This window comes from Halosimplex halobium (genome assembly GCF_051414055.1).
GTDB lineage: Archaea > Halobacteriota > Halobacteria > Halobacteriales > Haloarculaceae > Halosimplex > Halosimplex halobium.
This window is the reverse complement of record NZ_JBLKNX010000009.1, coordinates 149326-174944: the sequence shown is the minus strand read 5'-3', so window position 1 is coordinate 174944 and position 25619 is coordinate 149326. Positions and strand designations below refer to the sequence as shown.

General features: G+C 69.0%; 23 protein-coding genes. 14 read left to right on the top strand and 9 right to left on the bottom strand.

The genetic code is table 11. The features are described from left to right. The first annotated feature begins 1 nt into the window (after position 1). From ACMGFG_RS11235 to ACMGFG_RS11225, 3 genes are read left to right on the top strand one after another with little or no spacing between them, the layout of a single operon-like run. Positions 2 to 3019, top strand: a complete 3018-nt coding sequence (locus ACMGFG_RS11235) for a DNA-directed RNA polymerase subunit A' (protein WP_436930421.1) — start codon at positions 2 to 4, stop codon at positions 3017 to 3019. Between the two features lie 2 nt (positions 3020 to 3021). Beyond that, entirely contained in the window at positions 3022 to 5703 is a 2682-nt protein-coding gene (locus ACMGFG_RS11230; RefSeq protein WP_436930420.1) for a DNA-directed RNA polymerase subunit A'', read from the top strand. Between the two features lie 6 nt (positions 5704 to 5709). Continuing rightward, positions 5710 to 6135 (top strand): NusA-like transcription termination signal-binding factor, encoded by a 426-nt coding sequence (locus tag ACMGFG_RS11225; RefSeq protein WP_135364194.1) that lies wholly within the window; start codon positions 5710 to 5712, stop codon positions 6133 to 6135. A gap of 92 nt (positions 6136 to 6227) precedes the next feature. On the opposite strand, the gene ACMGFG_RS11220 is transcribed toward ACMGFG_RS11225, so the two are convergent. After that, positions 6228 to 7856, bottom strand: coding sequence for a glycosyltransferase family 39 protein (locus ACMGFG_RS11220; RefSeq protein ID WP_436930419.1), 1629 nt, complete (start codon positions 7854 to 7856; stop codon positions 6228 to 6230). A gap of 301 nt (positions 7857 to 8157) precedes the next feature. On the opposite strand from ACMGFG_RS11220, the gene ACMGFG_RS11215 reads away from it, so the two are divergent. From ACMGFG_RS11215 to ACMGFG_RS11200, 4 genes are all read left to right on the top strand, one after another. After that, on the top strand, positions 8158 to 8586 hold the full coding sequence (locus tag ACMGFG_RS11215; RefSeq protein WP_006885266.1) for a 30S ribosomal protein S12: 429 nt from the start codon (positions 8158 to 8160) through the stop codon (positions 8584 to 8586). 2 nt (positions 8587 to 8588) lie between these two features. Next, positions 8589 to 9206 carry a 30S ribosomal protein S7 gene (locus ACMGFG_RS11210; protein ID WP_436930418.1) on the top strand — a complete coding sequence of 206 codons (618 nt, stop codon included), beginning with the start codon at positions 8589 to 8591 and terminating at the stop codon, positions 9204 to 9206. Between the two features lie 100 nt (positions 9207 to 9306). After that, positions 9307 to 10266, top strand: coding sequence for a phosphotransferase (locus tag ACMGFG_RS11205; protein ID WP_436930417.1), 960 nt, complete (start codon positions 9307 to 9309; stop codon positions 10264 to 10266). Between the two features lie 54 nt (positions 10267 to 10320). Then, positions 10321 to 10500 carry a hypothetical protein gene (locus tag ACMGFG_RS11200; RefSeq protein ID WP_436930416.1) on the top strand — a complete coding sequence of 60 codons (180 nt, stop codon included), beginning with the start codon at positions 10321 to 10323 and terminating at the stop codon, positions 10498 to 10500. A 351-nt stretch (positions 10501 to 10851) separates the two neighbouring features. Here the strand turns inward: ACMGFG_RS11200 and ACMGFG_RS11195 are convergent, their stop codons facing one another. Genes ACMGFG_RS11195 through tnpA form a run of 3 tightly spaced genes read right to left on the bottom strand, consistent with a single transcriptional unit; the run spans position 10852 to position 13153 of the window. Next, positions 10852 to 11604 carry an aldo/keto reductase gene (locus ACMGFG_RS11195; RefSeq protein ID WP_436930415.1) on the bottom strand — a complete coding sequence of 251 codons (753 nt, stop codon included), beginning with the start codon at positions 11602 to 11604 and terminating at the stop codon, positions 10852 to 10854. A 2-nt stretch (positions 11605 to 11606) separates the two neighbouring features. Next, entirely contained in the window at positions 11607 to 12761 is a 1155-nt protein-coding gene (locus tag ACMGFG_RS11190; RefSeq protein ID WP_436930414.1) for an RNA-guided endonuclease TnpB family protein, read from the bottom strand. A 2-nt stretch (positions 12762 to 12763) separates the two neighbouring features. Beyond that, a complete protein-coding gene (gene tnpA / locus ACMGFG_RS11185) occupies positions 12764 to 13153 on the bottom strand; it encodes an IS200/IS605 family transposase (protein WP_436930413.1) in 390 nt (129 codons plus the stop codon). Positions 13154 to 13397: 244 nt separating this feature from the next. Between tnpA and ACMGFG_RS11180 the strand changes: the two genes are divergently transcribed. The 4 genes from ACMGFG_RS11180 to ACMGFG_RS11165 are packed head-to-tail and all read left to right on the top strand — an operon-like array spanning position 13398 to position 16893. Continuing rightward, complete coding sequence (locus ACMGFG_RS11180) at positions 13398 to 13979, top strand: biotin transporter BioY (protein WP_436930412.1); 582 nt, start codon at positions 13398 to 13400, stop codon at positions 13977 to 13979. Further along, positions 13976 to 14680, top strand: coding sequence for an energy-coupling factor ABC transporter ATP-binding protein (locus ACMGFG_RS11175; protein ID WP_436930411.1), 705 nt, complete (start codon positions 13976 to 13978; stop codon positions 14678 to 14680). Before ACMGFG_RS11180 ends, ACMGFG_RS11175 begins: the two co-directional genes overlap by 4 nt. Beyond that, complete coding sequence (locus ACMGFG_RS11170; protein ID WP_436930410.1) at positions 14674 to 15411, top strand: energy-coupling factor transporter transmembrane component T family protein; 738 nt, start codon at positions 14674 to 14676, stop codon at positions 15409 to 15411. Before ACMGFG_RS11175 ends, ACMGFG_RS11170 begins: the two co-directional genes overlap by 7 nt. A gap of 12 nt (positions 15412 to 15423) precedes the next feature. Further along, positions 15424 to 16893: a PQQ-dependent sugar dehydrogenase gene (locus tag ACMGFG_RS11165; protein ID WP_436930409.1), complete on the top strand. Its 1470-nt coding sequence runs from the start codon at positions 15424 to 15426 to the stop codon at positions 16891 to 16893. Between the two features lie 30 nt (positions 16894 to 16923). Here the strand turns inward: ACMGFG_RS11165 and ACMGFG_RS11160 are convergent, their stop codons facing one another. After that, entirely contained in the window at positions 16924 to 17673 is a 750-nt protein-coding gene (locus tag ACMGFG_RS11160; RefSeq protein WP_436930408.1) for a DUF5781 family protein, read from the bottom strand. Between the two features lie 604 nt (positions 17674 to 18277). Between ACMGFG_RS11160 and ACMGFG_RS11155 the strand changes: the two genes are divergently transcribed. Further along, positions 18278 to 20467, top strand: a complete 2190-nt coding sequence (locus tag ACMGFG_RS11155; protein WP_436930407.1) for an elongation factor EF-2 — start codon at positions 18278 to 18280, stop codon at positions 20465 to 20467. Positions 20468 to 20615: 148 nt separating this feature from the next. Here the strand turns inward: ACMGFG_RS11155 and ACMGFG_RS11150 are convergent, their stop codons facing one another. The 4 genes from ACMGFG_RS11150 to ACMGFG_RS11135 all read right to left on the bottom strand — a co-directional run bounded on the left by ACMGFG_RS11150 (position 20616) and on the right by ACMGFG_RS11135 (position 23852). Then, positions 20616 to 20777 (bottom strand): hypothetical protein, encoded by a 162-nt coding sequence (locus ACMGFG_RS11150; protein ID WP_436930406.1) that lies wholly within the window; start codon positions 20775 to 20777, stop codon positions 20616 to 20618. A gap of 62 nt (positions 20778 to 20839) precedes the next feature. Beyond that, positions 20840 to 21532, bottom strand: a complete 693-nt coding sequence (locus ACMGFG_RS11145) for an ATP-binding cassette domain-containing protein (RefSeq protein WP_436930405.1) — start codon at positions 21530 to 21532, stop codon at positions 20840 to 20842. Beyond that, complete coding sequence (locus ACMGFG_RS11140) at positions 21525 to 22595, bottom strand: ABC transporter permease (protein WP_436930404.1); 1071 nt, start codon at positions 22593 to 22595, stop codon at positions 21525 to 21527. Before ACMGFG_RS11140 ends, ACMGFG_RS11145 begins: the two co-directional genes overlap by 8 nt. 27 nt (positions 22596 to 22622) lie before the next feature. Then, positions 22623 to 23852 (bottom strand): hypothetical protein, encoded by a 1230-nt coding sequence (locus tag ACMGFG_RS11135; RefSeq protein WP_436930403.1) that lies wholly within the window; start codon positions 23850 to 23852, stop codon positions 22623 to 22625. A 229-nt stretch (positions 23853 to 24081) separates the two neighbouring features. Here ACMGFG_RS11135 and ACMGFG_RS11130 point away from each other — a divergent pair, with 229 nt between their 5' ends. Together ACMGFG_RS11130 and ACMGFG_RS11125 are read left to right on the top strand one after the other, a co-directional pair. After that, entirely contained in the window at positions 24082 to 24615 is a 534-nt protein-coding gene (locus ACMGFG_RS11130; RefSeq protein WP_436930402.1) for an amino acid-binding protein, read from the top strand. Beyond that, a complete protein-coding gene (locus tag ACMGFG_RS11125) occupies positions 24612 to 25568 on the top strand; it encodes a homoserine dehydrogenase (protein ID WP_436930401.1) in 957 nt (318 codons plus the stop codon). Before ACMGFG_RS11130 ends, ACMGFG_RS11125 begins: the two co-directional genes overlap by 4 nt. Positions 25569 to 25619 lie beyond the last annotated feature (51 nt).

Below are 25619 nucleotides of genomic sequence, written 5' to 3'. Positions count from 1 at the left end.
CATGTCAGCACAAGGAACACCCCAGGAGATCGGCGAGATCAGCTTCGGGCTGATGGACCCCGAGGAGTACCGCGAGATGTCGGCCACGAAGGTCATCACGGCCGACACCTACGACGACGACGGCTTCCCCATCGACATGGGGCTGATGGACCCGCGGCTGGGCGTCATCGACCCCGGGCTGGAGTGCAAGACCTGCGGCAAGCACTCCGGCTCGTGTAACGGCCACTTCGGCCACATCGAGCTGGCGGCGCCGGTCATCCACGTCGGCTTCGCCAAGCTCATCCGCCGGCTGCTGCGGGGGACCTGCCGCGAGTGCTCGCGGCTGACCCCCGTCGACGGCCGCCGCGTCGCCGATGCCGAGGAGAAAGCCGAGGAGCGCAAGCGGGAGTACCGCGAGAAGCTCGAGCGCGCCGGCGAACTCAACGAGGACCTGTCGGACGTGCTCAAGTCGGCCATCCGCGAGTGCCGCAAGGTCGACTACTGCCCGTACTGCGGCGCCAAGCAGTTCGACATCAAACACGAGAAGCCGACGACCTACTACGAGATCATCGAGGTGCCCCACGGCGAGCTGTCCAAGCGTCTCGAACGCGCGATGGACCCGCCGGAGGGCGAGGCCGTCCGGCCGAGCGACATCGCCGAGGAGCTCGACGACGGCGACTTCGACGCCGAGCGCATCCGCGAGCTGCTCTCCGGCACCTACCGCCCGGACCGCAACGACATCGAGCGGTTGAAGAACCTCGGCCGCGCACTGGGTCGGCTCAACGACCTCGACGAGCTCGACGAGGACGTGTCCTCGTCGGCTGAGTACCTCGTCGAGGAGGACATGGACAAGCTGATGCCCTCGGACATCCGCGACTGGTTCGAGGAGATCCCCGACGAGGACATCGAGGCGCTGGGGATCAACCCCGACCGCTCGCGACCGGAGTGGATGATCCTCACCGTCCTGCCGGTCCCGCCGGTCACCGCTCGTCCCTCCATCACGCTGGACAACGGCCAGCGTTCGGAGGACGACCTCACCCACAAGCTGGTCGACATCATCCGCATCAACCAGCGGTTCATGGAGAACCGCGAGGCGGGCGCCCCCCAGCTGATCATCGAGGACCTCTGGGAACTGCTGCAGTACCACGTCACCACGTTCATGGACAACGAGATCTCGGGCACGCCGCCGGCCCGGCACCGTTCGGGCCGTCCGCTGAAGACCCTCTCCCAGCGCCTGAAGGGCAAGGAGGGTCGCTTCCGCGGGAGCCTCTCGGGGAAGCGCGTCAACTTCTCGGCGCGGACCGTCATCTCCCCGGACCCGACCCTCTCGCTCAACGAGGTCGGCGTCCCGGACCGCGTGGCGACGGAGATGACCCAGACGATGAACGTCAACGAGCGGAACCTGGACGAGGCCCGCCGCTACGTGGCCAACGGCCCCGAGCAACACCCGGGCGCCAACTACGTCCGCCGCCACGACGGCCGTCGGCTCAAGGTCACCGAGAAGAACTGCGAGGAGCTCGCCGAGAAGGTCGAGCCGGGCTGGGAGGTGTCCCGCCATCTCATCGACGGCGACATCGTGATCTTCAACCGGCAGCCGTCGCTGCACCGGATGTCTATCATGGCCCACGAGGTGGTCGTGATGCCGTACAAGACGTTCCGGCTGAACACGACGGTCTGCCCGCCGTACAACGCGGACTTCGACGGCGACGAGATGAACATGCACGCGCTGCAAAACGAGGAGGCCCGCGCCGAGGCCCGCGTGCTGATGCGCGTCCAGGAGCAGATGCTCTCGCCGCGGTTCGGCGAGAACATCATCGGCGCCATCCAGGACCACATCACCGGGACGTACCTGCTGACCCACACGAACCCGCAGTTCAACGAGACGCAGGCGCTTGACCTGCTCCGGGCGACCCGCATCGACGAGCTGCCCGAGCCCGACGGCGTCGACGACGGCGGCGAGGCCTACTGGACCGGCCGGACGCTGTTCTCGGAGCTGCTGCCCGACGAGCTGAACCTGGAGTTCACCTCCTCGGCGGGCGACGAGGTCGTCATCGAGGACGGCCAGCTCCTGTCGGGTACCATCGACGAGGACGCGGTCGGCGGCTTCGGCGGCGAGGTCGTCGACACCATCGCCAAGCAGTACTCGAAGACCCGGGCGCGCATCTTCGTCAACGAGGTGTCGACGCTGGCGATGCGGTCGATCATGCACTTCGGCTTCTCGATCAGCATCGACGACGAGTCGATCCCCGCGGAGGCCGAGGAGCAGATCGACGAGGCCATCGACGACGCCTACAGCCGCGTCCAGAAGCTCATCGAGACCTACGAGGCCGGCGAGCTGGAGTCGCTGCCCGGCCGGTCGGTCGACGAGACCCTGGAGATGAAGATCATGTCGACGCTCTCGAAGGCCCGCGACACCGCCGGCGACATCGCCGAGGACCACTTCGGCGACGACAACCCGGCGGTCGTCATGGCCGACTCCGGGGCGCGCGGTTCGATGCTGAACCTCACGCAGATGGCCGGCTGCGTCGGCCAGCAGGCGGTCCGCGGCGAGCGGATCAACCGCGGCTACGAGGACCGCACCCTCAGCCACTACAAGCCCGACGACCTCTCCGCGGAGGCCCACGGCTTCGTGGAGCACTCCTACCGGAGCGGGCTCGAACCGCGGGAGTTCTTCTTCCACGCGATGGGCGGCCGCGAGGGGCTGGTCGACACGGCAGTGCGCACCTCGAAGTCCGGCTACCTCCAGCGCCGGCTCATCAACGCGCTCTCGGAGCTGGAGACGCAGTACGACGGCACCGTCCGGGACACCAGCGACACCATCGTCCAGTTCGAGTTCGGCGAGGACGGCACCTCCCCGGTGGAGGTCTCCTCGAACAGCGAGGGGCCGGCCGTCGACGTCGACGACATCGCCGACCGCGTCGTCGACGCGGAGTTCGACTCCGAGACCGAGCGCGAGCAGTTCCTCGGGCGCGAACCCGAGCCGACCAACATCTCCGAGCACGCCGACGACTGGTGGATGGAAGCGGCCGGGGGTGACTGACCATGGAGGTCACCGAGGACGTGCGCGCGCTGGTCGAGGACACCGAGCTGCCGCGCCGGCTGAAAGACGAGGTGTACGACACCATCGAGCAGCGCGGTGACCTGACGCTCGAACAGGTCGACGACATCGCCACGGCCGTCGAGAGCGAGTACGTCGACACCCGCGTCGACCCGCTCGACCCCGTCGGCACCGTCAGCGCCCAGTCCATCGGGGAGCCCGGGACGCAGATGTCCGTGCCCTACGACGAACGAGTCGTGGTCCGGCGCGATGGCGAGACCGACGTGACCGAAATCGGGTCACTCGTCGACGGCCTCGCGGCGGTTCGCGACACGACCGACGTGGACGGACACGAAGTCGTTCCGGCACCCGAGGACATGGAAGTGCTTTCGCTCCGCGCGGACGAGCGCGTCGAGTGGAAACCGCTGGAACAGGTGAGTCGCCACGACGCGCCCGACGAACTGCTGCGGTTCGACCTGGAGTCGGGTCGCGACATCCGGGCGACGAAATCTCACTCGTTCGTGACGCGGCGCGACAACGAAGTCGTCCCCGTCGCGGGCGACGAACTGGGGGAGGGCGACTGGCTTCCGGTTGTCCGCTCGTACGACGGAGACGGGCCGGATACGGTCGACCTCCGCGAGTATCTGCCCGGGGACGAGTACTGGTACACCTCGACGCTGACCGACGGTGGGTCAGTCGCCGAGCAGCCCGGTGGATCCGACCAGATCCGCAACAAGCGCGCAGCGCTCGAAGACGGGGAGTTGGACGAGAATGCGGTCTACCCGGTTCAGGGAACGACCGGCCTGCCGGAGCGGTTCCCGCTCGACCGTGAGACCGGCTTCTTCGTCGGTGCCTTCCTCGCAGAGGGTTCGATCACGGACTACTACGCCTCCATCTCGAACGTCGATGAGACGTTCCAGCGTGAGATCCGGTCGTTCGCGGAGCGGTTCGACCTCTCGACGAACGAATACGCCAACGAGAGCGGATTCGCTGCCGGGTACGACATCCGCGTCAACGGTAAAGTCCTCGCGGACTTCCTCGACGCGGCCTGCTACGAGGACGGCGAAAAGATAGTTCCCGACTTCGCGTTCGGAGCGCCGCGTACGTTCGTCCGCGGGATCCTTTCGGGGTACTTCAGCGGCGATGGGAACGTCTCCGAGAACGCTGTCCGAGCGAGTTCGACCTCACGGCAACTGGCTGAGGGGGTCGCGCTCCTGCTCGGTCGGTTCGACGTGTACGCGACGCTCGGCGAGCACGATAGCTCGACGACGCTCCGCGTCCCGACGAAGTACGTCCCGGCGTTCGCCGATCGGGTCGGGATGGTCGGCCAGCGGGGCGACGAACTCGATGCGGTCGCCGAAACGGTCGATGCCGACGGACCGGACGTCACCGATCAGATCCCGAACTTCGGAGATTCGCTCAAACAGGCCGCTTCGGACGCCGGTATCCCGTCGCGGCAGGTCCACAGCGCACACGAACGCCAGCGGATCGGTCGTAACCGCCTCTCGAAGCTCGTGACCGAGATGGAGGCGGAACTCGACGAGGGATCGAGCGACCTCGATGCGCTCGAACGCGCAGTCGACGGCGACGTGGTCTGGGAGCGGATCGAGTCCATCGAGACCGTTGAACCGGACCACGAGCACGTGTACGACTTCTCGGTGTCGGGGCTGGAGACGTTCACGACGGCGCAGGGCGTCGTGACGCACAACACGATGAACACCTTCCACTACGCGGGGGTCGCGGAGATCGACGTGACCCAGGGGCTGCCCCGGCTCATCGAGCTGGTCGACGCCCGGAAGGAGCCCGACACCCCGATGATGACGATCCACCTCGAGGACGAGTTCGCCGAGAAGCGCGAGCGCGCCCACGAGGTCGTCTGGGAGATCGAGTCGACGAAGATCCTCCAGCTGGGCGACGTGTCGACGAACGTCGCCGACATGCTCGTCCAGGTCGACCTCAACGAGGACACCCTCGAGGAGCGGTGGCCGACCGCCGACAACCTCGAGTCGGTCGTCACCGACATCGCCTCGACCATCGAGTCGAAGCTCGGCGTCGAGGTGCAGACCCCGGCGCCGACGGTCGTCCAGTTCGGGCCCGACGAGCCCAGCTACCGCGAGCTGCTCCAGCTGGTCGAGGAGCTGCGCGACATCGTCTTCAAGGGCATCGAGGAGATCTCCCGTGTCGTCATCCGCAAGGAGGAGACCGACGAGGGCGAGGAGTTCGTCCTCTACACCGAGGGGTCGGCGCTGGGCGACGTGCTCGACCTCGAGGGGGTCGACGCCTCGCGGACGACCTGCAACAACATCCACGAGATCCACCGCAACCTCGGCATCGAGGCGGCCCGCGAGGCGATCATCAACGAGACGATGAACACGCTCGAAGAGCAGGGGCTCGACGACGTGAACATCCGCCACCTGATGCTCGTCGCGGACATCATGACCAACCGCGGGAGCATCGAGTCGATCGGCCGCCACGGCATCTCCGGCAACAAGGAGTCCGTGCTCGCCCGCGCGGCGTTCGAGGTCACGGTCAACCACCTGCTCGACGCCGCCATCCACGGCGAGGTCGACGACCTCAACGGCGTCACCGAGAACGTCATCGTCGGCAAGCCGATCAAGCTGGGCACCGGCGACGTGGACCTGCGGATGGCGCCGGGTCGCGGCGACGGCGCCGAAGAGGCCGACTGACCCGGCATGACCGTCACCCTCTCGGACGAGGCGATGCGGCTCATCGCGCTGTTCGAAGACGAGACCGGCGCGACCGCGCGCGACTGCGTCGTCGACGAGGAGTACGACCGGCTGGTCTTCCTCGTCGCCGCCGGCGAGATGGGCGAGGCGATCGGCCCGGGCGGCCAGCACGTCCAGGCCGTCGAACAGCAGCTCGACCGGGAAATCAAGCTCGTCGAGGACGCGCCCACCGCCGAGGACTTCGTCGCCAGCGCGCTCGCTCCCGCGGCGGTGTACAACGTCACGATCAGCGAGAACGACGACCGGGTCGCCTACGCCGAGGTCGCCGACGAGGACCGCGGCGCCGCCATCGGCAAGGGCGGGCGCAACATCGACGCCGCCCGGGAACTCGCCGCCCGCCACTTCGACATCGACGAGATCGAACTGACGTAGGCGGCGCGTCCGGGCGATTTCTCCGGTCCCGTCTCCGAATTTTTCGGTCCCGTCTTCCGACTTCTCTCCTCGGTCTGCCGACGACAGCGGCGTCACCCGCCCCGAAGAGCCGCGTCCGGCCGGAGGGCGTCGGCCGGTCGGCGGTTCTGGGCGTTCGCCCGGTCGTCGGTGGCGTTGCCGACCCGGAGCGTCCAGACTGCGAAGTAGTCGAGCTGCCCGTCGGCCCGGAGGTCCCGGCTGCCGAGCTGGTCGCCGATGACCCGGCGCTGGTCGACGTCGGTCCGCCACTGCGAGATCAGGAGCCAGACCTGTTCACCCCGTGCGCGCCGTTCCGCGATGACTTCCCCGAGGGTGTCCGCCTCGCTCGCCTGGACGGCGGTGGCCGACTCCTCGCCGGCGACGTGGACGGCGGGGTAGAACCGCTCGGGCACGTCGCCGCCGACGACGACGATGTGCGGGTCGTCGCCGTGTCGCTCGACGCCCTCGACGGCGCCCTCCCACTGGGGGTTCTGCGGCGACCCGTGGAGCACGGCGACGGAGGCGCCCATCGCCAGCAGGAGCAGCCCGGCGACCGCGAAGCGGCCGGCGCCGATGTTCGTCCAGCGGAGCTCGGAGATCCCGCGGGCGACCAGGAGGAACAGTCCGATCGACGCCGCGGTGGTGTACTTCGCCCGGTAGATCGGTTCGACCGTCAGCGAGACGACGAACGGGACCACGACCGGCACGACGAGGACGACCAGCAGGAAGGTCGCCCGCCGCGAGGGGAGCAGTCGGTCGAGCCGTCCCGCGGGGGCCTCGGGGTCGGCGTCGCTGCGGAGTGCCCAGCCGCCGAGCACGAACGAGGCGGCGATGAACCCCATCGCCCACGAGTCCCACAGCCAGCCGTACTCGTAGTAGCGGGCGATAGTGTCGACGAGCAGGCCCGGCTCGGGGACCGGGATCCAGGTCGGCGAGGCGCTGTCGAACGGCGGGTAGCCGAGCAGTCGCATCCCCAGAACCGCCAGGAACGGGCCGAGTAGCAGGGCCGTCACCGCCTGGAGGCCGACCCAGTCCCGGAGGAGTTCGACTCCCGTCGAGCGCTCGGTCCGGAGGACGTGGACCAGCAGATAGCAGTTCTGGGCGAGGACCAGAAACAGGCCGAAGACGTGCGTGTAGCCGAGCAGCACCGTCGCGGCGACGTAGCCGGCGAGCGTCCGGCGCGAGCGGTCGCCGTCGAACACGAGCCGGACGTACCAGTACAGCGAGGCGACCGCAAGCGCGGTGTACAGCGAGTACATCCGCGTGTCCTGCGAGAAGTAGAGGTGCATCCCCGATAGCGCCAGCATCGCCGCCCCGATGGTGGCAGTCTCGCGGTCGTAGAGGCGCCGCCCCAGCGCGAACAGCAGGGCGACGGCCGCGACGCCGAAGACGACCGACATCGAACGGGTCGCGGCCTTGCTCGCGCCGAAGACGGCGGTCCACCCGCGGAGCAGCAGGTAGTACAGCGGCGGGTGGGGGTCCTCCAGGGGCAGCTCCGTCAGGATCGCCAGGGTCGACCGCTCGGTGGCGTACGTGATCGAGTACACCTCGTCCATCCAGAGGCTCTCGGCCGTCAGCGCGCGGAGGCGGACCACCAGCGCGACGACGAGCACCGCACCCAGGAGCCCGACCGACTCCAGGTCGTCCACACGCTCGACCACACCGTCGGGGAGCGTCGACTCTACCGAATCTGTCACACCCATGACCACACCGTCCTGTCGAAAGGTAATAAATTTTTGTTGAAACGTTCCCCGGACCGTCCGGATACCGCGGGGAGACGGGACGACAGTGCCCGCCTGTGGCGAGGGACCGACATCGGGGAACCCGAAGCGACGGGACCGGCGAGGTGGAACCGGCACGACGGAACCGACGAGGCGGAGCCAGCGGGGAAAACCGGCGACGTGGAACCGTCGGAAACCGGGGCGGGCAGGTCACGTGGGAGCGTCACAGGCGACGCGCCGAAAGAGGACGCTTAAGTACCTCCGTCGGGTATCCACGGCCACTATGGCGAACGGCAAATACGCCGCCCGCAAACTGAAGAAGGACCGCCAACAGCATCGGTGGTCCGACTCCGACTACGCGCGCCGCGAGCGGGGTCTCGGACAGAAGTCCGACCCGCTGGAGGGCGCGCCGCAGGGCCGCGGTATCGTCCTGGAGAAGGTCGGCATCGAAGCGAAACAGCCCAACTCCGCGATCCGCAAGTGCGTGCGGGTCCAGCTCATCAAGAACGGGAAGCAGGTCACCGCGTTCTGTCCCGGTGACGGCGCCATCTCGTTCATCGACGAGCACGACGAGGTCACCATCGCCGGCATCGGCGGCGCGAAGGGCCGCGCGATGGGCGACCTCTCGGGGGTCAACTACAAGGTCGAGAAAGTCAACGGCGTCTCGATGATCGAACTCGTTCGCGGTAACGCGGAGAAACCGGTCCGATAACCATGAGTGCTGACGACGAAGCGCCCGAGCCGGACGCCCCGGCCGGGACCGACGACGAGGACGCGCCCGCCAAGCTGTTCGGCGAGTGGGAGGTCACCGACATCGAGTACTCCGACCCCTCGACCGAGCGCTACATCACGGTCACGCCCATCGCCCACACGATGGGCCGCCACGCCGGCAAGCAGTTCCAGAAGTCCGAGATCAGCATCGTCGAGCGGCTGATCAACCGGCTCATGCAGACCGAGGAGAACACCGGCGACAAGCAGAAGGTCATGCGCATCACGCGCGACGCCTTCGACATCGTCCACGAGCGCACCGACGAGAACCCCGTCCAGGTCCTCGTCTCCGCCGTGGAGAACGCCGCCCCCCGCGAGGAGACCGTCCGCCTGAAGTACGGTGGCATCTCCGTCCCGAAGGCCGTCGACGTCGCGCCCCAGCGCCGCGTCGACCAGGCCCTGAAGTTCATCGCCGAGGGCGTCTACAGCGACTCGTTCAAGACGCCGACCGACGCCGAGGAGGCGCTGGCCAACCAGCTCACCGCGGCCGCCAACGACGACGTCTCCGCCTACGCCGTCAACCAGAAGGAAGAGAAGGAACGCGTCGCCGCCGCTGCCCGGTAATCTCTCTCCGCTTCTCCGTCTTCTCAGGGGCGACAGCCGTGGCTCGGCCGGTCCGGGCGCGGCCGTCGCCGGCCGCCGCACGCCACGCGGCGTCCAACCCATGACGACGGAATCCACGCTCCGCGAGACGCTCGCATCGGCATTCGACGACTACACCGTTCACCGACGGGTCCGCGTCGGCGACCGCAACACCGTCTTCGAGGCGACGGTCGACGGGCGGCGGGCGGCCTGCAAGCTGACCGACTGCCAGCCCGCGACGCTGGCCCACGAGGCCGCGGTCCAGCGGGCCGTCGCCGAGCGGACCGACCGCCGGGTTCCCGCAGTGATCGATTCCGGCGACGGCTATCTCCTGCTGGAGTGGATCGACGGCGAGACCTGTGCCGACCGCGACCCGGCGGAGCGCCGTCAGGACCGACTCCGCTCGGTCGGGCGGTGGCTGGCCCGCCTGCACGGCGCAACCGAGGGGTGGTTCGACGGCCACGGGACGCTGGAACGGAGTGGGCGGCCGCTCGCGGTCGCGGAGCCGGTCGACTGGCCGACGCGACTGGGCGGGTTCGTCGAGCGGTGGGCCGACGAGTTGGCGGTGACGGCCTCGGCCGACACCGGGGCCGCTGTCGCTTCGGCGGTCGAGTCCCACCGGGCGGCGCTCGCGAACTGTCGGCCGGTCCTCGTCCACGGGGAGGCCAGCGGCGACCACGTTCTCTTCGACGGCGACGGGGTCGCGACGCTGCTCGACTGGGAACTCGCCCAGGCCGCGCCCGGCGGCTTCGACCTCGTCTGGGCGGAGCGTGACCTCCTCGGGCGGCCGGTGTCTGCCGACCGGTACGGGTCGCTCCGTCGCGCGCTCTACGACGGCTACGCGAGCGAGCGGCGACTCGGCCCCGGGTTCCCCGTCCGGCGGGAGCTGTACCGGGCCGCCTTCGCGATGCGGGAGCTGACGCTGGTCCACGACCCCGAGATGCCCGCTCAAAGCGGTCGGGAGGACTACGGGGCGGCGTTGCGGGCGTTCGTGGCGGGCCGGCTGGACGCCGCCGACTCGCTGGCGGGTAGAGTGGCCTGACCGAGTGCGTTCGCGTTCGCAAACTCGGAGCGGCCGACGGTCACACCGTCGGTCGTGGTCCCCCTCCAGTCCGGCGGCTCCGCGGAACTGCTGACCGTCCTGCTGTTCGCGACCGCGGTGTCGGTTCCCGTGGCGCTTCTCGTCGGCGTCTTCCTGAAGCGTGTCCTGCGTCGCGGCCGGGATATCGACGAACTGCGGGAGCGCGTCGAGGAGTTGGAGTCCGAACGGGAGTGATCCGACCGGTGACACACTCGCCGGTGAGCGCTGTACCGACCCGACTGCACTCGACGGTGAGCGCTGAAAGCCCTCGACGCGCTCGCGGTCGCTGGGCGGGATACCCTCGCTACGCTCGGGTAGTACCCGCCCAGCGACTCCCCGTTCGGCGCGAGCGCGCCTCGCCCTTTCAGTCCGCCAGGAGAGCACCGCGACCGCAACGCCCTGCACAGCAACCGCAGACGACCACGAACCTCCCCAGCCGATTGCGCTGCTCGCAAACTGCGCTGCTCATCCCTCGCGCGGCTATCGTCGCGCGCACAAAAGCGCGCTCCAGCGCGCGCCACCGCAGAGAACTCCGGTCTATCGCCCTCAGAAACCCATCTCGTTGCGGAGGAACAGTCCGGTGGACTTCAGATAGGAGGGGCGGGTGATCCGGTCGCGCTCGTCGTCGGTGAGTTCGAAATCGAAGATAGCGGCGTTCTGCCGGAGGTGTTCGCGGGAGGTGGTCTTGGGGATGACGCAGACGTTCTCGAACCCGGTGGCCCAGCGGAGCGCGACCTGGGCGGGGGTCTTGTCGTAGCGCTCGCCGATCTCGGCGAGGACGGGGTCGTCGAGCAGGCCGCCGTGGGCGAGCGGGCTGTAGGCGGTCAGCATGGTATCGACCTTCCCGCAGTACTCCCGGAGGGCGCCGTGGGAGTAGAAGGGGTGGAAGCGCACCTGGTCGGCGAGGATGGGGACGGTCGAGTTCTCGCGGGCGCGGCGCAGGCGCCAGCGGCGGAAGTTGCTGACGCCGGCGTGGCGGATGCGGCCGTCGTCGCGGAGTTCGGCCATGCCGCGGGCGGTGTCGCGGAAGGAGACGAGGGGATTCGGCCAGTGGAGCAGGAGCAGATCGACGTAGTCCGTCCCCAGCCTGTCGAGGCTCGCCTTCGTGCTCTCGACCACGTCCGCCCGGCGGGCGTTGCCCGGCGTGACCTTCGTCGTGACCCACACGTCGTCGCGGTCCACGTCCGAGTCGGCGATGGCGCGGCCCACCTGCTTCTCGTTGTCGTACATCTGGGCGGTGTCGACGTGCCGGTAGCCGAGTTCGAGCGCGGCCGAGACCGTCTCCTGACATCCTCCCACGGCTAAAGCCGTGGGGTTCCCCCACTGGGGGTTGAATCCACGAGTAGCGGGAAGTTCGCAGGTTCGTCGTCACGGTGGACGATGACCTGCGTTTCGGGCTGTGCCAGTCCAGCCCCCGCCTCGGACAGCGGTTTCGAGAACTTGCCCAAGGCTCGTTTGCCGATGTTCAGCGCACCGTTCTTGTCCGCGTTGTCGTCCAGCCCACATTCGGGACACTTGAAGCGTCCTTGCGTCTCACGGACGCCCTCGCAGGCACAGCGGTTGCACGTTTGCGACGTGTCGTATTCTTCGACCAACTGCACGTCGATGCCCGCGTCGTGGGCCTTGTACTCGATGTAGTTTAGCAGACGGGCGAACGGCATCTTGTGGGTCTTGTCGTTGACGTACCGCCCCTTGTCGTTGTCTTTGCGAATCCCACCCAGGTCGCCCACAACGATGATCGCGTTCCGTTCCTCAGCATCCTCCACGATTTGGCGAGCAATCTTGTGGAGGCGGTCGTTCACCTTCCGTGCTTCCGCGTCACCGATACGTTCGACCACCTGCTGTCCCTGTCGGGGTTTGGCTTTCCCGATGGACTTTCGGAGTTGCTTGTAGTGTTCGCGGATGCGACGAACTTCCTCGCCGTAGAAGGTGGTCTTGCGGTCGGAGAGGAACGCGCAGGTAGTGACCCACCGTGCGCCCATGTCGATGGCCAGCACGTCGTCGTACTCGTCTTGGACGGTCACAGACCGTTTGACGACGAGATGGACGTACCAGTCACCGTCACGGCACACCAGTTCGCTGTCCCGAATATCGCCCTCGCGGACGAGTTGTGCGTCCTTTCGCGGGACGTGGGCGGGGCACCAGATGGAGTTGCCCCGCCCACGCTCGGGGTCGTAGACAGGGACTTTCACCCACCACGACGAGAGAACGGTTTCCTCGTCGTAGGACACGTCGAACACGTCGTTGCGGAGAACGACGGGTTGTTCCGTGTCAGGATTTGGGTCTTTCTGTCGCTGGACTTTCGACGCCTGTTGGTCGGTTGCGGAGTAGAGGTCGGCGTCTCCGCCGTGTACCTCGGTTTGGAACGCCTCGTATTCACGGGCGAGCAGGTCGGCTTTCCTGTTGGTCAGTGAGTGGAGTTTGACCCGCACTGTAGTCGAGACGGTCCGTTGCATGGCTATTCACCCGCTTGGGCGTCGATGTACTCCTCGATAACCTCGCTGGATACGTCGCCTGCGCTTGAAACGAAGTATGAGCGCGTCCACAGCGACGGCAAGCCGAAGTCGAACTCGTCGCGGAGGTTGCGCGAGGAGTATCCCTTGACCTGTTGCATTATCTTATTCGGGGCGAGCGTCGGGTCGCCCGTGATGAACAAGTGTACGTGGTCGGGGCGAATCGCCAACTCCAGTATCTCTAAGCCGAGTTCGTCGGCCTTCTCCTCGATGAGTTCTTCGAGACGGTCGCGTACCTCGCCTTCGAGCACCGACTTGCGGTACTTCGGACACCAGATGAAGTGGTACTGGAGTTTGTGGACGGTGGTACGCTCCCTGTCGAACCCACGAGGCATCGTCAGTATATAGAAGACACTCACCTAAAGATGTTATGTAGGCATCCAAACCCGGCCGTAGCTACGATCGTGGAGAGATTCCCAGCTGTCGGCTTCATCCCACCCGTGAACGGGTGGGCTTTCGCCTCGCAACCGCTGTAAATCCCCCGCTCGCGGCGGCCGGAACCGATCCCGGTCCGAACCGAACGTATCCGATGTGTCGTAAACCAGTGTCTATTTACCGGTTGACGGGGCACGGAGAGGTATGGCACAGGAGTACGAATCAGTCGATCTGGTGGACGACAACACGGTGCGGAACCTGGCGGGAGCGGCCGTGCTGGCGGCGCTGACGGCGGCGCTCGCCCAGTTGTCGATCCCGATCCCGAGCGTCGGGGTGCCGTTCTCGCTGCAGCCGTTCGGCCCTTTCTTCGCGGGACTGCTGCTCGGGCCGCTGTGGGGCGGGTTCGCGATGGCGCTGTACCTGGTCGCGGGCGCGGCGGGCGCGCCGGTGTTCGCCAACGGCGCGGCGGGTATCGGCTACTTCGGCGGCCGGACCGGGGGCTTCCTCGTCGGGTTCGCGATCTCGGCGGTCGTCGTCGGGGCCATCGCCCACCGTGGGGTCGAGCCGCGGCCCGTCTCCGAGCTGTCGGTGCCGGTCGAACTCGCCGCCGTGTTCGCGGGGCTGGTCGTCGTCTACGCGGTCGGGCTCCCGTGGATGGCCGAGGTGCTGGGGGTTTCGATCGGCGCGGCCGCCGGGATCATGGCGCCGTTCGTCCCGCCGGACGTGGTGAAGGTGTTCGTCGCCGTCGCCGTCGTCGAGGGCGGCGCCGTCGCCCTCCGGGAATGATCGAGACCGAGGGGCTCGTCCACCGCTACGGCGATGTCGCGGCCGTCGACGGCGTCTCGCTATCGGTCGCCGACGGCGAGGCCCTCGCGGTCGTCGGCGCCAACGGCAGCGGCAAGACCACGCTGGTCAGACACTTCGACGCGCTGCTGGAACCCGACGAGGGGGCCGTCCGCGTCGACGGCCGGGACGTGACCGACGAGCCCGTCTACGCCCGGACGCGCGTGGGGATGGTGTTCCAGAACCCCCGCGACCAGTTCGTCGCCGGGACGGTCGGCGCCGACGTGGCGTTCGGCCCGGAGAACCTCGGCCTCGACCGGGCTGAGATCGACCGGCGGGTCGACGAGGCGCTCGAATCGGTCGACATGGGCGGCCGCGGCGACGAGCGGATCGACCGCCTCTCCGGGGGCGAACAGGCGAGAGTCGCCATCGCGGGCGCGCTGGCGATGGACCCCGACCACCTCGTGCTGGACGAGCCGCTGGTCGGGCTCGACCGGTCGGCCCGCGAGTCGGTGCTGGCCCGCCTCGAAACGCTGTCGGCAGACGGGACCGGGCTCGTCGTGGTCACCCACGACCTGCGCGACGTGGTCGGGCTGGTCGACCGCGTGGTCGGGATGGCCGACGGCCGGCTGGTGCTGGACGAACCGACGCCGGCGGCGCTGGACCGGCTGGACGAGGTCGGGGTTCGCGACCCGCGATGCTGACCTACGAGCCGGGCGACTCGCTCGCCCACGGGCTCGACCCGCGGGCGAAACTCGCCGTCCAGTTCGGGCTCGCTATCGCCGTGTTCGGCGACCCGACCGTGCGGGGGTTCGCCGTCGGCAGCGCGGTCGCCCTGACCGCGCTCGCGGCCGGCCGGCTCTCCCCCCTGCGGGTCGTCCGCGCCTACTGGCCGGTCTTCCTGTTTCTCTCGGTCGGACCGCTCGTCGGCGGCGTGGCCCTGGGCGAGCCGTGGTTCCGGGTCGGGCCGGCCGTCGAGTCGCTGCGGTCGGTCGCCCGGGTCGTCCCGGTGGTGTTCGCCAGCGCCGTCTACGTGCGGACGACGCCCGTCCGCGAGACGCGAGCGGCCATCCAGCTGACGGTCCCGGGGAAGGTCGGCCGACTGTTCGGCGTCGGCGTCGGGCTGGTCTTCCGCTTCTTCCCGGTGGTCCTTCGTGACGTGCGGGCGACCCGGCAGGCGGTCCACGCGCGGGCGGGCGAGCGCCGGCCGCTCCGCGACCGGGTCGAGCGGATCCTGACCCGGAGCCTCCAGCGATCCTTTCTGCGTGCCGACCGGCTGACGCTCGCGCTGCGGGCGCGCTGTTTCGCCTGGAACCCGACGCTACCCGCGCTGGCGCTCCGGCGGCGGGACTACCTCGCGACCGCCCTGGGCGTCGCGCTCGCGGCCTGGCCGCTGGTCGCCCGCCTTCCCGGAAGATTCATTCCGGTCGCGTAATAGGAACCGGGTATGAACCCCGACTCGACCGAGCGCGACGCGGCGGCCCCTCCCCGTTCCCGGCGCGGCTTTCTCGCCCTGACCGCCGCCGGCGTCGCCGGCCTGGCGGGCTGTTCGACCGAGACGGCGACGCCGACCGACGGCGGAAGCGGCCGCGACGGCGACGATGGCGGCGATGGCAGCGACAGCGGTGCGGACGGTAGCGACGGATCCGACGGCGACGCGGGGGACGGCTCGACCGGCGACACGGCCACGCCGGAGCCGGTCGTCGGCCGCCCGATCGAGGAGTGGTCGGGCTACGACCCCGAGTGGGAGGCGCCGAGGAGTTCGCCGCTGGAGGCGTCCCTGGGGACGGAGGTCCTCGTCGAGAACCTGGAGATCCCCTGGGACATCGCGTTCACGCCCGACAGTGACATGTTCGTCACCGAGCGGGTCGGTCGCGTCCTGCGGTTCGACGGCGAGGACGTGCGCACAGTCGCGGAGCCGGCCGGGGCCATCGACGCCGGCTCCATCGAACCCGGGTCGGACAAGCGACCCTGGTGGGTCAAGGGCGGCGAGGGCGGGACCCTCGGTATCGCGGTCCACCCTACCTTCCCGAACCCCTCGCACATCTTCGTCTACTACACGTACACGAACGACGAGGGGACGAAGTACAACAAGGTGGCCGCCTTCGACGTCGAGTCGGAGGCTCCGGGCGAGCCGGTCAGGACGGTCGTCGACGAGATCCCGGCGAACAACTACCACAACGGCGGGCGGATCACCTTCGGCCCGCGCAACTACCTCTGGATCACCTGCGGCGACGGCGGCCAGCCCGAGGACGCCCAGGACCCCGGGACCCTTGCCGGGAAGATCCTCCGCGTGACCCCCTCGGGCGACCCCGCGCCGGACAACCCCGACCTGGGCGACGGCGCCGACCCGCGGGTGTTCACCTACGGTCACCGCAACCCCCAGGGGATCGTCTGGCTCCCCGACGGCACGCCGGTCAACTCCGAGCACGGGCCCACGGGTCGCGACGAGTTCAACCGGCTCGTCGCCGGCGACAACTACAGCTGGCCCGAGGTGTTCAAGCCCGACAACTACCCCGGCAGCGGCTTCCACCCGCCGCTGTTCAACACCCGTGCCACGAGCTTCGCACCCACGGGCTCGCTGTTCTACACCGGCGACAAAGTGCCCGCCCTGCGGAACCGGATGGTCACAGGCGGACTCATCAGCCAGCAGCTGGTCGTCACGACGCTGACCCCCGAGGGCGGCGAGCTCCCGCCGGCCGAGAACGCCTACGCCCAGGTCACCGGCGACTGGGCCGACCAGGCATACACCGCGACGGTCCACACCACGATGAAGAACGAACTCGGCCGGATCCGCCACGTCGAACAGTCACCCGACGGGGACGTCTACGTCATCACCTCCAACCGCGACGGCCGCGCGAAGGGTGAGTTCCCCCGCGAGCGCGACGACGTGCTCGTCCGGTTGACTCAGGAGTAGATATCGGCGTCGAGCCGCTCCGGTCTCCGGTCAGTCCGCGGCCCGCTCGCCGCCGGTCGCGTAGGCGCGGGTCACGTCGACCAGCGCCTTCCGGTACTCGCTGTCGTCGGGGTCGCGGGCGAGCGTCCGGAACTGGCGGGTGAACGCCGCCACGTCGATCTCCGGGGCGTCCTGTGCGGCAGCGTGCGCCAGGTCGTAGATCCGGTGGTCGTCGTCGACCAGGTCGTGGCGTTCGACCAGCCCCAGCGCGAAGGCGGCGTTGACCGCGGTGATGTCCGGGTCGGCCGCCGGGGTAAGCCGGTCCCACGCGGGCGGGTCCCGCGGTCGGTCCGCGACGGCGGCGGCGAGGCTGGATTCGAGGAAGGCCACGAGCTTGTCGGCCGGGGCGACCTCCAGCCACACGTCGTCGGCGTAGATGTCCTTCATATGGTTGGCGATCTGGTAGCAGTGGGTGAGCTTCCGGCGCTCGACCGACCGGCCGGCCAGCGCGAGGAAGATCACCTCCTCCATCGACTGGGTGTGGGAGGGGTGGTCCCGTTCGTAGTGGTGCATGTGGGCGAACTCGTGGAGGGCGAGTTCCCGCGCCATCGCCGACGTGGCCGCCTGCCGCGAGATGACGAACAGGTGGCCCTCCTCGTCGTGGCTCACGCGCGTCCGCTCGTCGGGGTCCTCGCGTATCTCGACGGTGACCGGTCGCTCCAGCGTCCGTTCGGTCTCGAACAGGTCGCGCGCCCCGAGAATCGGACCCTCCGGGCCGGGGCCGCGCACTCGCACGTCCATACGCACGTAGGCAGGGGTTACTGGCGTATGACTCTTGCGGGCAGTTACTGTGGTCTACGCCCGACTCTCCGTGGGCCGGTGAGCGGGGCCGGTCACGGAGGCGGAGACGAGTGTGAGCACCGGCCCCGTTCGTCGCTGGTCGAACGCGTCGGTCCGGACGCCGGGTCGATTACTCCGCGCCGTGGGCCGGAACGAATCCGCACCCGGAACAGCCGTTGTGCTTGGTCGTCTGGTAACTCAGTTCCGTGCCACATTCGGGACATTTGTAGCGAGCGTCGGCCATCATCATCCCGTTTGGTTCGACGATCTTTATACCTTACTACGACAGACGACGAATTCACCACTACCGCCGCTATCGAGACTGCTGACCTTCCACGTTCGGATGTCTGTGACACTCTCACGTGGAAACACCGCAGACGGCTCCCCGATGGCCGCCGTCTGTCGAGCTTCCGTGTTCGCGTGGTGGTGCCACGCTCACGTGGAAACGCCGGGAGAGTCCTCCCTCCGGTCGTCCTCTCACGTGCTTCGGTTTGCGTGCTCCATCCTGTCGCACGCAAACTGAAACAGCACCCTTTTGACGCCCCCATTGATAGAGTGCCGTATAATGGGCCGACGTAAGAAAATCGTACAGGAATGTGAGACGCTGATGGACAAGCCGGAGAACATCCGGAACATCGCCATCGCGGCTCACGTCGACCACGGGAAGACGACACTGACGGACAACCTGCTCGCCGGCGCGGGCATGATCTCCGACGACACCGCGGGCGAGCAGCTCGCGATGGACACCGAGGAGGACGAGCAGGAGCGCGGCATCACCATCGACGCCGCCAACGTCTCGATGACCCACGAGTACGAGGGCACCAACCACCTCATCAACCTCATCGACACGCCGGGCCACGTCGACTTCGGCGGTGACGTGACCCGCGCGATGCGCGCCGTCGACGGCGCCTTGGTGGTCGTCGACGCGGTCGAGGGCGCGATGCCCCAGACCGAGACCGTCCTGCGGCAGGCGCTCCGTGAAGGCGTCAAGCCGACCCTGTTCATCAACAAGGTCGACCGCCTCATCTCCGAGCTCCAGGAGGGGCCCGAGGAGATGCAGGAGCGCCTGCTCTCGGTCATCCGCGACGTGAACGAACTCATCCGCGGGATGACCGAGGAGATGGAGGACATCGACGAGGACTGGACGGTCTCCGTCGAGGAGGGGACCGTCGGCTTCGGCTCGGCGCTGTACAAGTGGGGCGTCTCGATGCCCTCGATGCAGCGGACGGGCATGGACTTCGGCGAGATCATGGAGCTCGAACGCGCGGACAAGCGCCAGGAGCTCCACGAGCGGACGCCGCTGGCCGACGTGGTGCTCGACATGGTCTGTGAGCACTTCCCGAACCCCATCGACGCCCAGCCCCGCCGTATCCCGCGCATCTGGCGCGGCGACGCCGACTCCGACGTGGCCGAGACGATGCAGCTGGTCGACGAGGACGGCGAGGTCGTCCTGATGGTCACCGACATCGGGATCGACCCCCACGCCGGCGAGATCGCCGCCGGCCGCGTCTTCTCGGGCACGCTCGAGAAGGGCCAGGAGCTGTACGTCTCCGGGACCGCCGGGACCAACCGCGTCCAGTCCGTCGGTATCTACATGGGCGGCGAGCGCGAGGAGGTCGACCGCGTCCCCGCCGGGAACATCGCCGCCGTCACCGGCCTCAAGGACGCCATCGCCGGCTCGACGGTCTCCTCGGTCGAGATGACCCCCTTCGAGTCCATCGAGCACATCTCGGAGCCGGTCATCACGAAGTCCGTCGAGGCCCAGAACATGGACGACCTGCCGAAGCTCATCGAGACGCTCCAGCAGGTCGCCAAGGAGGACCCGACCATCCAGATCGAGATCAACGAGGACACCGGCGAACACCTCATCTCCGGCCAGGGTGAGCTCCACCTCGAAGTCATCGGCCAGCGCATCGAGCGCAACCAGGGCATCCCGATCAACACCGGCGAACCGATCGTCGTCTTCCGCGAGGCCCCCCAGGAGAGCAGCCGCGAGGTCGAAGGGATCTCCCCGAACCGTCACAACCGCTTCTACATCACCGTGACGCCGCTCGACGAGGACATCGTCGAGGCCATCCAGCACGGCGAGGCCTCCATGGACATGCCCGAGCTGGAACGCCGCGAGGCGCTTCAGGAGGCCGGCATGGACAAGGACACCTCCCAGAACGTCGAGCACATCCACAACACCAACGTCATCATCGACGACACGAAGGGTATCCAGCACCTCAACGAGACGATGGAGCTGGTCCTCGAAGGGATGGAGGAGGCCCTGAACGACGGCCCGCTGGCCGCCGAGCCGGTCCAGGGCTCGCTCATCCGCCTCCACGACGCGCGGCTCCACGAGGACGCCATCCACCGCGGCCCGGCCCAGGTCATCCCGGCGACCCGCCAGGCCATCCACAACGCCCTCATCGACGCCGAGGTGCGCCTGCTGGAGCCGATCCAGGAGGTCCGCATCGACGTGCCCAACGACCACATGGGCGCCGCCTCCGGCGAGATCCAGGGCCGCCGCGGCCGCGTCGACGACATGTACCAGGAAGGCGACCTGATGGTCGTCGAGGGCGTCGCGCCCGTCGACGAGATGATCGGCTTCTCCAGCGACATCCGGAGCGCCACCGAGGGCCGCGCCTCCTGGAACACCGAGAACGCCGGCTTCCAGGTCATGGCCGACAACCTCCAGCGCGAGACCATCATGGAGATCCGCGAGCGCAAGGGCATGAAGCAGGAACTGCCCGAGGCCGTCGACTACTTCTAGACCATCTAGTTTCCATCTTTTTCCCGCCCGGGTTTCCTCGGCGCGCTCCGCGCGCCTGCGGCGCGCGGACGTTCTTCCGCCTCTCTGCTTTCTCCGTCTCTTCTGTGCACTCAACGACTTGCCACAGGGACGGCTCTCCGTCGGCGCCCTACTCGTCTTTCTCTCGGGCCTTCGACGCCGCGGTGTTCACCGCGTCTCTCACCTGGCTCTCGTCGACCCTGTCGGTGCGCTTGCTGACCGCCCTCGCGATCCTGTCGTCGTGTTTCTCCGCGAGGCCGAGGAGTTTCTTCAGCTTCGAGAGCACCCCCATGCCTCCGGGGCGGCGCACGCGTTTGAAGAGGATTTCGCGAACGGCCGAGGAGCCGCCCGGGGTCACTCGACCAGGTCGCGATAGACCGCCCGGTAGTCGTCGGTCCCGTCGACGCGCTCGTCGAAGCGCACGTCCCCGTCGGCGAGGACGGTCAGCCGGTCGAGCGAGGGGCCGAAGGCGCCGAGGTGGTGCGTCGAGACGACCACGGTCCGGTCGTCCCCGCAGTAGTCGGCGACGAACTCGACCACGCGTTCGCGAGCGGCGTCGTCGAGCTCGTCCAGCGGCTCGTCGAGCAGGACGAACGCGGGGCGGCGGACGAACGCCAGGGCCACGTCGAGCAGGCGCTGGTAGCCGCCGGAGAGGTCGCCGGCGACGCGGTCGCGCACTTCGTCCAGCCCCAGCTCCGAACGAACGGTGGCGAGCCACTCGTCGCCGGCCTCGTCCATGCTAGCGAACACGCGCAGGTTCTCGTCGACGGTCAGGTCGGGGTAGACGCTGGGGGTCTGGAAGCCACAGCCGATCCGGCCCTCCGGGCGGGTGATCGTCCCCGAGGTCGGTCGGTCGAGGCCGAGCACGAGCGATAGCAGTGTGGACTTGCCCGAGCCGTTCGGACCGGCCAGCGCGTGCAGGTCGCCGGCCGCGATCCGCAGGTCGACGCCCGCGAGCGCCGTGACGCCGTCGTAGCGCCTGACGACACCGTCGAGACGGATCTCGCGGTCGGGGTCGCGGTCGACTCCCTCGACGCCGTCACCCATCGCGACCCCCCCGTTCGTAGGCGACGACGCTGGCCGCGAGCCAGCAGGCCGCCGCCGCGGCGACGCCGCCGAGCAGGAGCAGGCGGTCGGTGAACAACCCGGGCGACAGCCCTTTCAGGACGAGCGCCCGGACGACGACCGTCGTGTGGTAGACGGGGCTCCAGCCCGCGATAGTCCGGCGGACCGCCGAGAAGAACCCTGTCGGGTAGACGGGGTTCGAGAAGGCGACGACCGCCCCCAGCAGCGCGACGTTGACGAACCGGCCGGCGACGGAGAAGCGGGTGGCGAAGGAGACGCCGAGACTCACCGCGACGAGCGTGGCGCCGACCAGCCCGAGGACGCCGAGCGCCGCCGGGTCGAGGAGAGCGACTCGATACCCGAGGGCGACGCCGGCCAGCCCCATGCTCGCGAGCGCGGCGGCGCCGAGCGCGGCGAACAGCGCGGCCTTCGCGGCGAGCAGCGCCCACAGCGACGACTCCACGCGCACGCGGTCGAACACGCGCCGCTCGCGGGCGAGGTGGTAGGGGACGTAGGTGAAGGCGTAGATGGCGAGCAGGTAGACCAGTCCGGTCGCGAAGAGGAACTCGGGGAGTGTCCGCTCGGCGCCGACGACCCGCCGCTCGACGGTGACGGTCGACGGGAACACGCCCGCCCGCTCGCGGAGCGTCCCCGTCACCGCCCGGGAGGGCTCGACGTAGGTCACCATCCCGCCGTCGACGGCCAGCGAGAGCGTGACGTTCGCGCTCGACTCGTAGAGGCCGTGGCCGACGGTGAGGACGCCGTAGACCCGCTCGCGGTGGAGCGCGGTCGTCGCCGCCTCCGGCGAGTCGAACTGCCTGGGCGCCGAGACCGTCCGCGCGAGCCCGGCGACGGCCTGCAGTTCGTCCTCCGTCACGGCGTCGTCGGCGGGTGCGACCGCGACCGGCACGTCCTGCGGGACGGTGCGGTCGAACGACGCGGTGGCGACGCCGAACAGGGCCGGCGCCAGCAGGAAGACGACGGCGACGGCTCGCCAGTTGCGGCGGAGCCAGAACAGTTCCTTCTCGAGGAGCGGTGCGACCATTCGGGAAGAGCGAGACGGGGGGCCGTCTTAAGCGCTCTGTGCCGCGGCCGCGGCGGTGGTCGTCCCCGACGCGACGCCGGTCGCCGCGCCGCCCTGGCCGCCGGTCAGGATGTCCGCGTACCAGCGGATGAGCGTCTCGGCCGTCTCGATGTCCGTCTGGCGCGAGACGGTGACTGTCGTGCCGTCACGGGTCACCTCGGTCGCGCGGAGCTCGGACTCGAGCGTCTCGTTCTGGATGGCACCGGCCTGGATGGAGATGAACCCCTGCGCGAGGTCCTTCACGTCCCGGGCGGTGTCCGTCGAGTTGGTCAGGATGCGCGACTCGGTACCCAGCGTCTCGCCGTCGTCGGCGATGTAGTAGGTCCCCGAGGTGATGTGGAGGTCGTTGTACGCCTCGGCGTACGCGGTGACGTTCAGGCCGGTCGACTGGCCCATCGTCTCGTTGATCCGCGTGACGTTGACGTTCTGGGAGGTCTGGGCGTAGCGGAGGTAGCCGTCGCGGGTGCTGTCGAACGCGCGGCGGAGGTCGCCGTCGACGGGGTCGGCGTCGCCGACCTCCACGTCGACCGCATCGGCGACGGCCTGCTCGGTCCCGAAGACGTACTCGCCGTCACCGAGGACGGCGACCCACTGGTCGGGCTCGGGCGGCCCGAACGTCGTGACGTTCTCCTCCTCGCGCGGTTCGGGCTTGTAGACGGTCACGCCGTCGACGGTCGTGTTGCGGTACGACCGGTTGGCCTCCTCCTCGACCGCGGCGACCACGTCGGACTTCGCCCAGTCGGCCTCGACGATTGCGCCCTGGTAGGGCGGCGACGTGAAGTTCGCCTGGCGCTGGCTGTAGACGATGACCTGCTCGGCCGCACGCGGGTCGAGGCCGGTCTCGTTCTCGACCTGGTCGAACGCGCCCGTCAGGTTCGCCGGGACCATCTCGACCGGCGAGGGCGCGGTGGTCATCCCGTCGTCCATCGCCCCGTCGTCGCCGGCGGGCGCCGACTGGTTGACCGAGCCGACGGTGGCGTTGTAGCCGGTCGCGTAGAGCCGTTCGGCGGTGTCGGACTCGATGACGCTCGCGTCGAAGACGGCGACGCTGTCGACGCCGTCGGGGACCGGCTCCAGCAGGGCGGAGTCCCGCGAGTCCGTGATCCCGTCGATCGCGCCCATCTGTGCCGCGGCGACGCCGCCGACCGCGAGGAACGCGACGACGACGACCGCCTTGGCCGCTGTACTACTCAGTGTGCCTGTCGGTATGGAGGGCATTCCATCGTCGTCTACACGGACATGTCAGTAATAAGTATCGGTCGCCCGCGAGCGGCGGGCCACTCGTCCGCGACGGCCCGCGACCGGACCGGGAGCGCGACGCGGCCGGGCTCGCAATACGGCCGGGAACGTCCGCGACGGACGACCGGAATGACCGGATTGATATAGCCGCCCCCTGTGACGTTCCCCTAATGAGCGCACGCGAGCGCACCAGGGAGGTGATCGGGCGATGAGCGACTCGACCGACGAGGTACGGGCCTACACAGTTCGGCTCGAACTCGTCGACGAGCCGGGCGAGCTCCTGCGGGCGCTGCACCCGATCGCCGACAACGGCGGGAACCTCCTCTCGATCTTCCACGAGCGGGGCAACCTCACGCCGAGAGGTCACATCCCCGTCGAGGTCGACCTGGAGGCGACGCCCGAACGGTTCGACGAGATCGTCGACGCGCTCCGCGACGCCGGCATCAACGTCATCCAGGCCGGCACGCAACACTACAGCGAGTCGGTGACGATCGTCCTCTCGGGGCACATCGTCGACAGCGACCTCTCCCACACCCTCTCGCGCATCCGCGAGACGACGGAGGCGACGGTGACCGACCTCTCGCTGTCGGCGCCCGAGGGGACCGAGGATGTCTCCAGCGCGCGCCTGCGGCTGGCCACCGAGGAGGGGGAGACCGAGTCGACCCTGGCGGCGCTGCGCGAGATCGCCGCGGAGAAGGACCTGCGGCTGGTCGAGCCGCTCACGGCGGGTGATGCGGCGTGAGACTCGCCGTGCTGGGCGCCGGCGCCGTCGGCGCCTCCGTCGCGGAGCTGGCCGCCGACTACGGCCACACCGTCACCGCGCTGGCCGACTCCTCGTCGGCCGCCGTCGACCCCGAGGGGATCGACGTGGCGACCGCCCTGGAGTCCAAGCGGACCGACGGCGCGGTCGGGAGCGACGACCCCGAGGACGCGCTGGACGGCGCGTACGACGCGCTCGTCGAGGCGACGCCGACGACGCTGGGCGACGCCCAGCCGGGCTTCGGCCACGTCCGGACCGCCCTGGAGCGAGACCGCCACGTCGTCCTCGCCAACAAGGGGCCGGTCGCCGAACGCTACGGGGAGGTGCGCGACCTCGAACGGGCGAGCGAGGGCCAGGTGCTCTTCGAGGCGACCGTCGGCGGCGCGATGCCCGTCCTCTCGACGATCGCCGACTTCGACCCCGACCACATCACGGCCGCCCGCGGCGTCCTCAACGGGACGGCGAACTTCATCCTCACGCGGATGGCCGCCGAGGGGCTCGACTACGAGCACGTCCTCGCGGAGGCCCAGGACCTGGGCGTCGCCGAGGCGGACCCGGCCTTCGACGTGGAGGGGACCGACGCGGCGCTGAAGTGCGTCATCGTCGCGAACGTCCTCGCGGGCGACGACCGCGAGTACACGCTGGCGGACGCCGAGGTGGAGGGGATCAAGGAAATCCCCGGGAGCGCCCTGGACCTGGCGACCGAGGACGGCCGGACCGTCCGGCTCATCGGCGAGGTCACGTCCGACGGCGAGGTACGCGTCGGCCCGCGGCTCGTCCCCGAGAACGGCACGCTCGCCGTGACAGGCACCGAGAACATCGTCCAGCTGGAGACCGAACACGCCGGCCGGCTCAACATCTCCGGGCGCGGTGCGGGCGGCCCCGAGACGGCGAGCGCGGTGCTGGCCGACGTGGGTCGGCTGGACGGCGACTGAACCGCACCCGCTCTCTTTTCGGCCCGGCCGGGACAGTCCCGACCGCACGGC

What these genes read in the sequence shown, in the direction of transcription:
- ACMGFG_RS11235 (WP_436930421.1), top strand. Translation starts at nt 2, where the DNA reads ATGTCAGCACAAGGAACACCCCAGGAGATCGGCGAGATCAGCTTCGGG.
- ACMGFG_RS11230 (WP_436930420.1), top strand. Translation starts at nt 3,022, where the DNA reads ATGGAGGTCACCGAGGACGTGCGCGCGCTGGTCGAGGACACCGAGCTG.
- ACMGFG_RS11225 (WP_135364194.1), top strand. Translation starts at nt 5,710, where the DNA reads ATGACCGTCACCCTCTCGGACGAGGCGATGCGGCTCATCGCGCTGTTC.
- ACMGFG_RS11220 (WP_436930419.1), bottom strand. Translation starts at nt 7,856, where the DNA reads ATGGGTGTGACAGATTCGGTAGAGTCGACGCTCCCCGACGGTGTGGTC.
- ACMGFG_RS11215 (WP_006885266.1), top strand. Translation starts at nt 8,158, where the DNA reads ATGGCGAACGGCAAATACGCCGCCCGCAAACTGAAGAAGGACCGCCAA.
- ACMGFG_RS11210 (WP_436930418.1), top strand. Translation starts at nt 8,589, where the DNA reads ATGAGTGCTGACGACGAAGCGCCCGAGCCGGACGCCCCGGCCGGGACC.
- ACMGFG_RS11205 (WP_436930417.1), top strand. Translation starts at nt 9,307, where the DNA reads ATGACGACGGAATCCACGCTCCGCGAGACGCTCGCATCGGCATTCGAC.
- ACMGFG_RS11190 (WP_436930414.1), bottom strand. Translation starts at nt 12,761, where the DNA reads ATGCAACGGACCGTCTCGACTACAGTGCGGGTCAAACTCCACTCACTG.
- tnpA (WP_436930413.1), bottom strand. Translation starts at nt 13,153, where the DNA reads ATGCCTCGTGGGTTCGACAGGGAGCGTACCACCGTCCACAAACTCCAG.
- ACMGFG_RS11180 (WP_436930412.1), top strand. Translation starts at nt 13,398, where the DNA reads ATGGCACAGGAGTACGAATCAGTCGATCTGGTGGACGACAACACGGTG.
- ACMGFG_RS11175 (WP_436930411.1), top strand. Translation starts at nt 13,976, where the DNA reads ATGATCGAGACCGAGGGGCTCGTCCACCGCTACGGCGATGTCGCGGCC.
- ACMGFG_RS11170 (WP_436930410.1), top strand. Translation starts at nt 14,674, where the DNA reads ATGCTGACCTACGAGCCGGGCGACTCGCTCGCCCACGGGCTCGACCCG.
- ACMGFG_RS11165 (WP_436930409.1), top strand. Translation starts at nt 15,424, where the DNA reads ATGAACCCCGACTCGACCGAGCGCGACGCGGCGGCCCCTCCCCGTTCC.
- ACMGFG_RS11160 (WP_436930408.1), bottom strand. Translation starts at nt 17,673, where the DNA reads ATGGACGTGCGAGTGCGCGGCCCCGGCCCGGAGGGTCCGATTCTCGGG.
- ACMGFG_RS11155 (WP_436930407.1), top strand. Translation starts at nt 18,278, where the DNA reads ATGGGCCGACGTAAGAAAATCGTACAGGAATGTGAGACGCTGATGGAC.
- ACMGFG_RS11150 (WP_436930406.1), bottom strand. Translation starts at nt 20,777, where the DNA reads ATGGGGGTGCTCTCGAAGCTGAAGAAACTCCTCGGCCTCGCGGAGAAA.
- ACMGFG_RS11145 (WP_436930405.1), bottom strand. Translation starts at nt 21,532, where the DNA reads ATGGGTGACGGCGTCGAGGGAGTCGACCGCGACCCCGACCGCGAGATC.
- ACMGFG_RS11140 (WP_436930404.1), bottom strand. Translation starts at nt 22,595, where the DNA reads ATGGTCGCACCGCTCCTCGAGAAGGAACTGTTCTGGCTCCGCCGCAAC.
- ACMGFG_RS11135 (WP_436930403.1), bottom strand. Translation starts at nt 23,852, where the DNA reads ATGCCCTCCATACCGACAGGCACACTGAGTAGTACAGCGGCCAAGGCG.
- ACMGFG_RS11130 (WP_436930402.1), top strand. Translation starts at nt 24,082, where the DNA reads ATGAGCGACTCGACCGACGAGGTACGGGCCTACACAGTTCGGCTCGAA.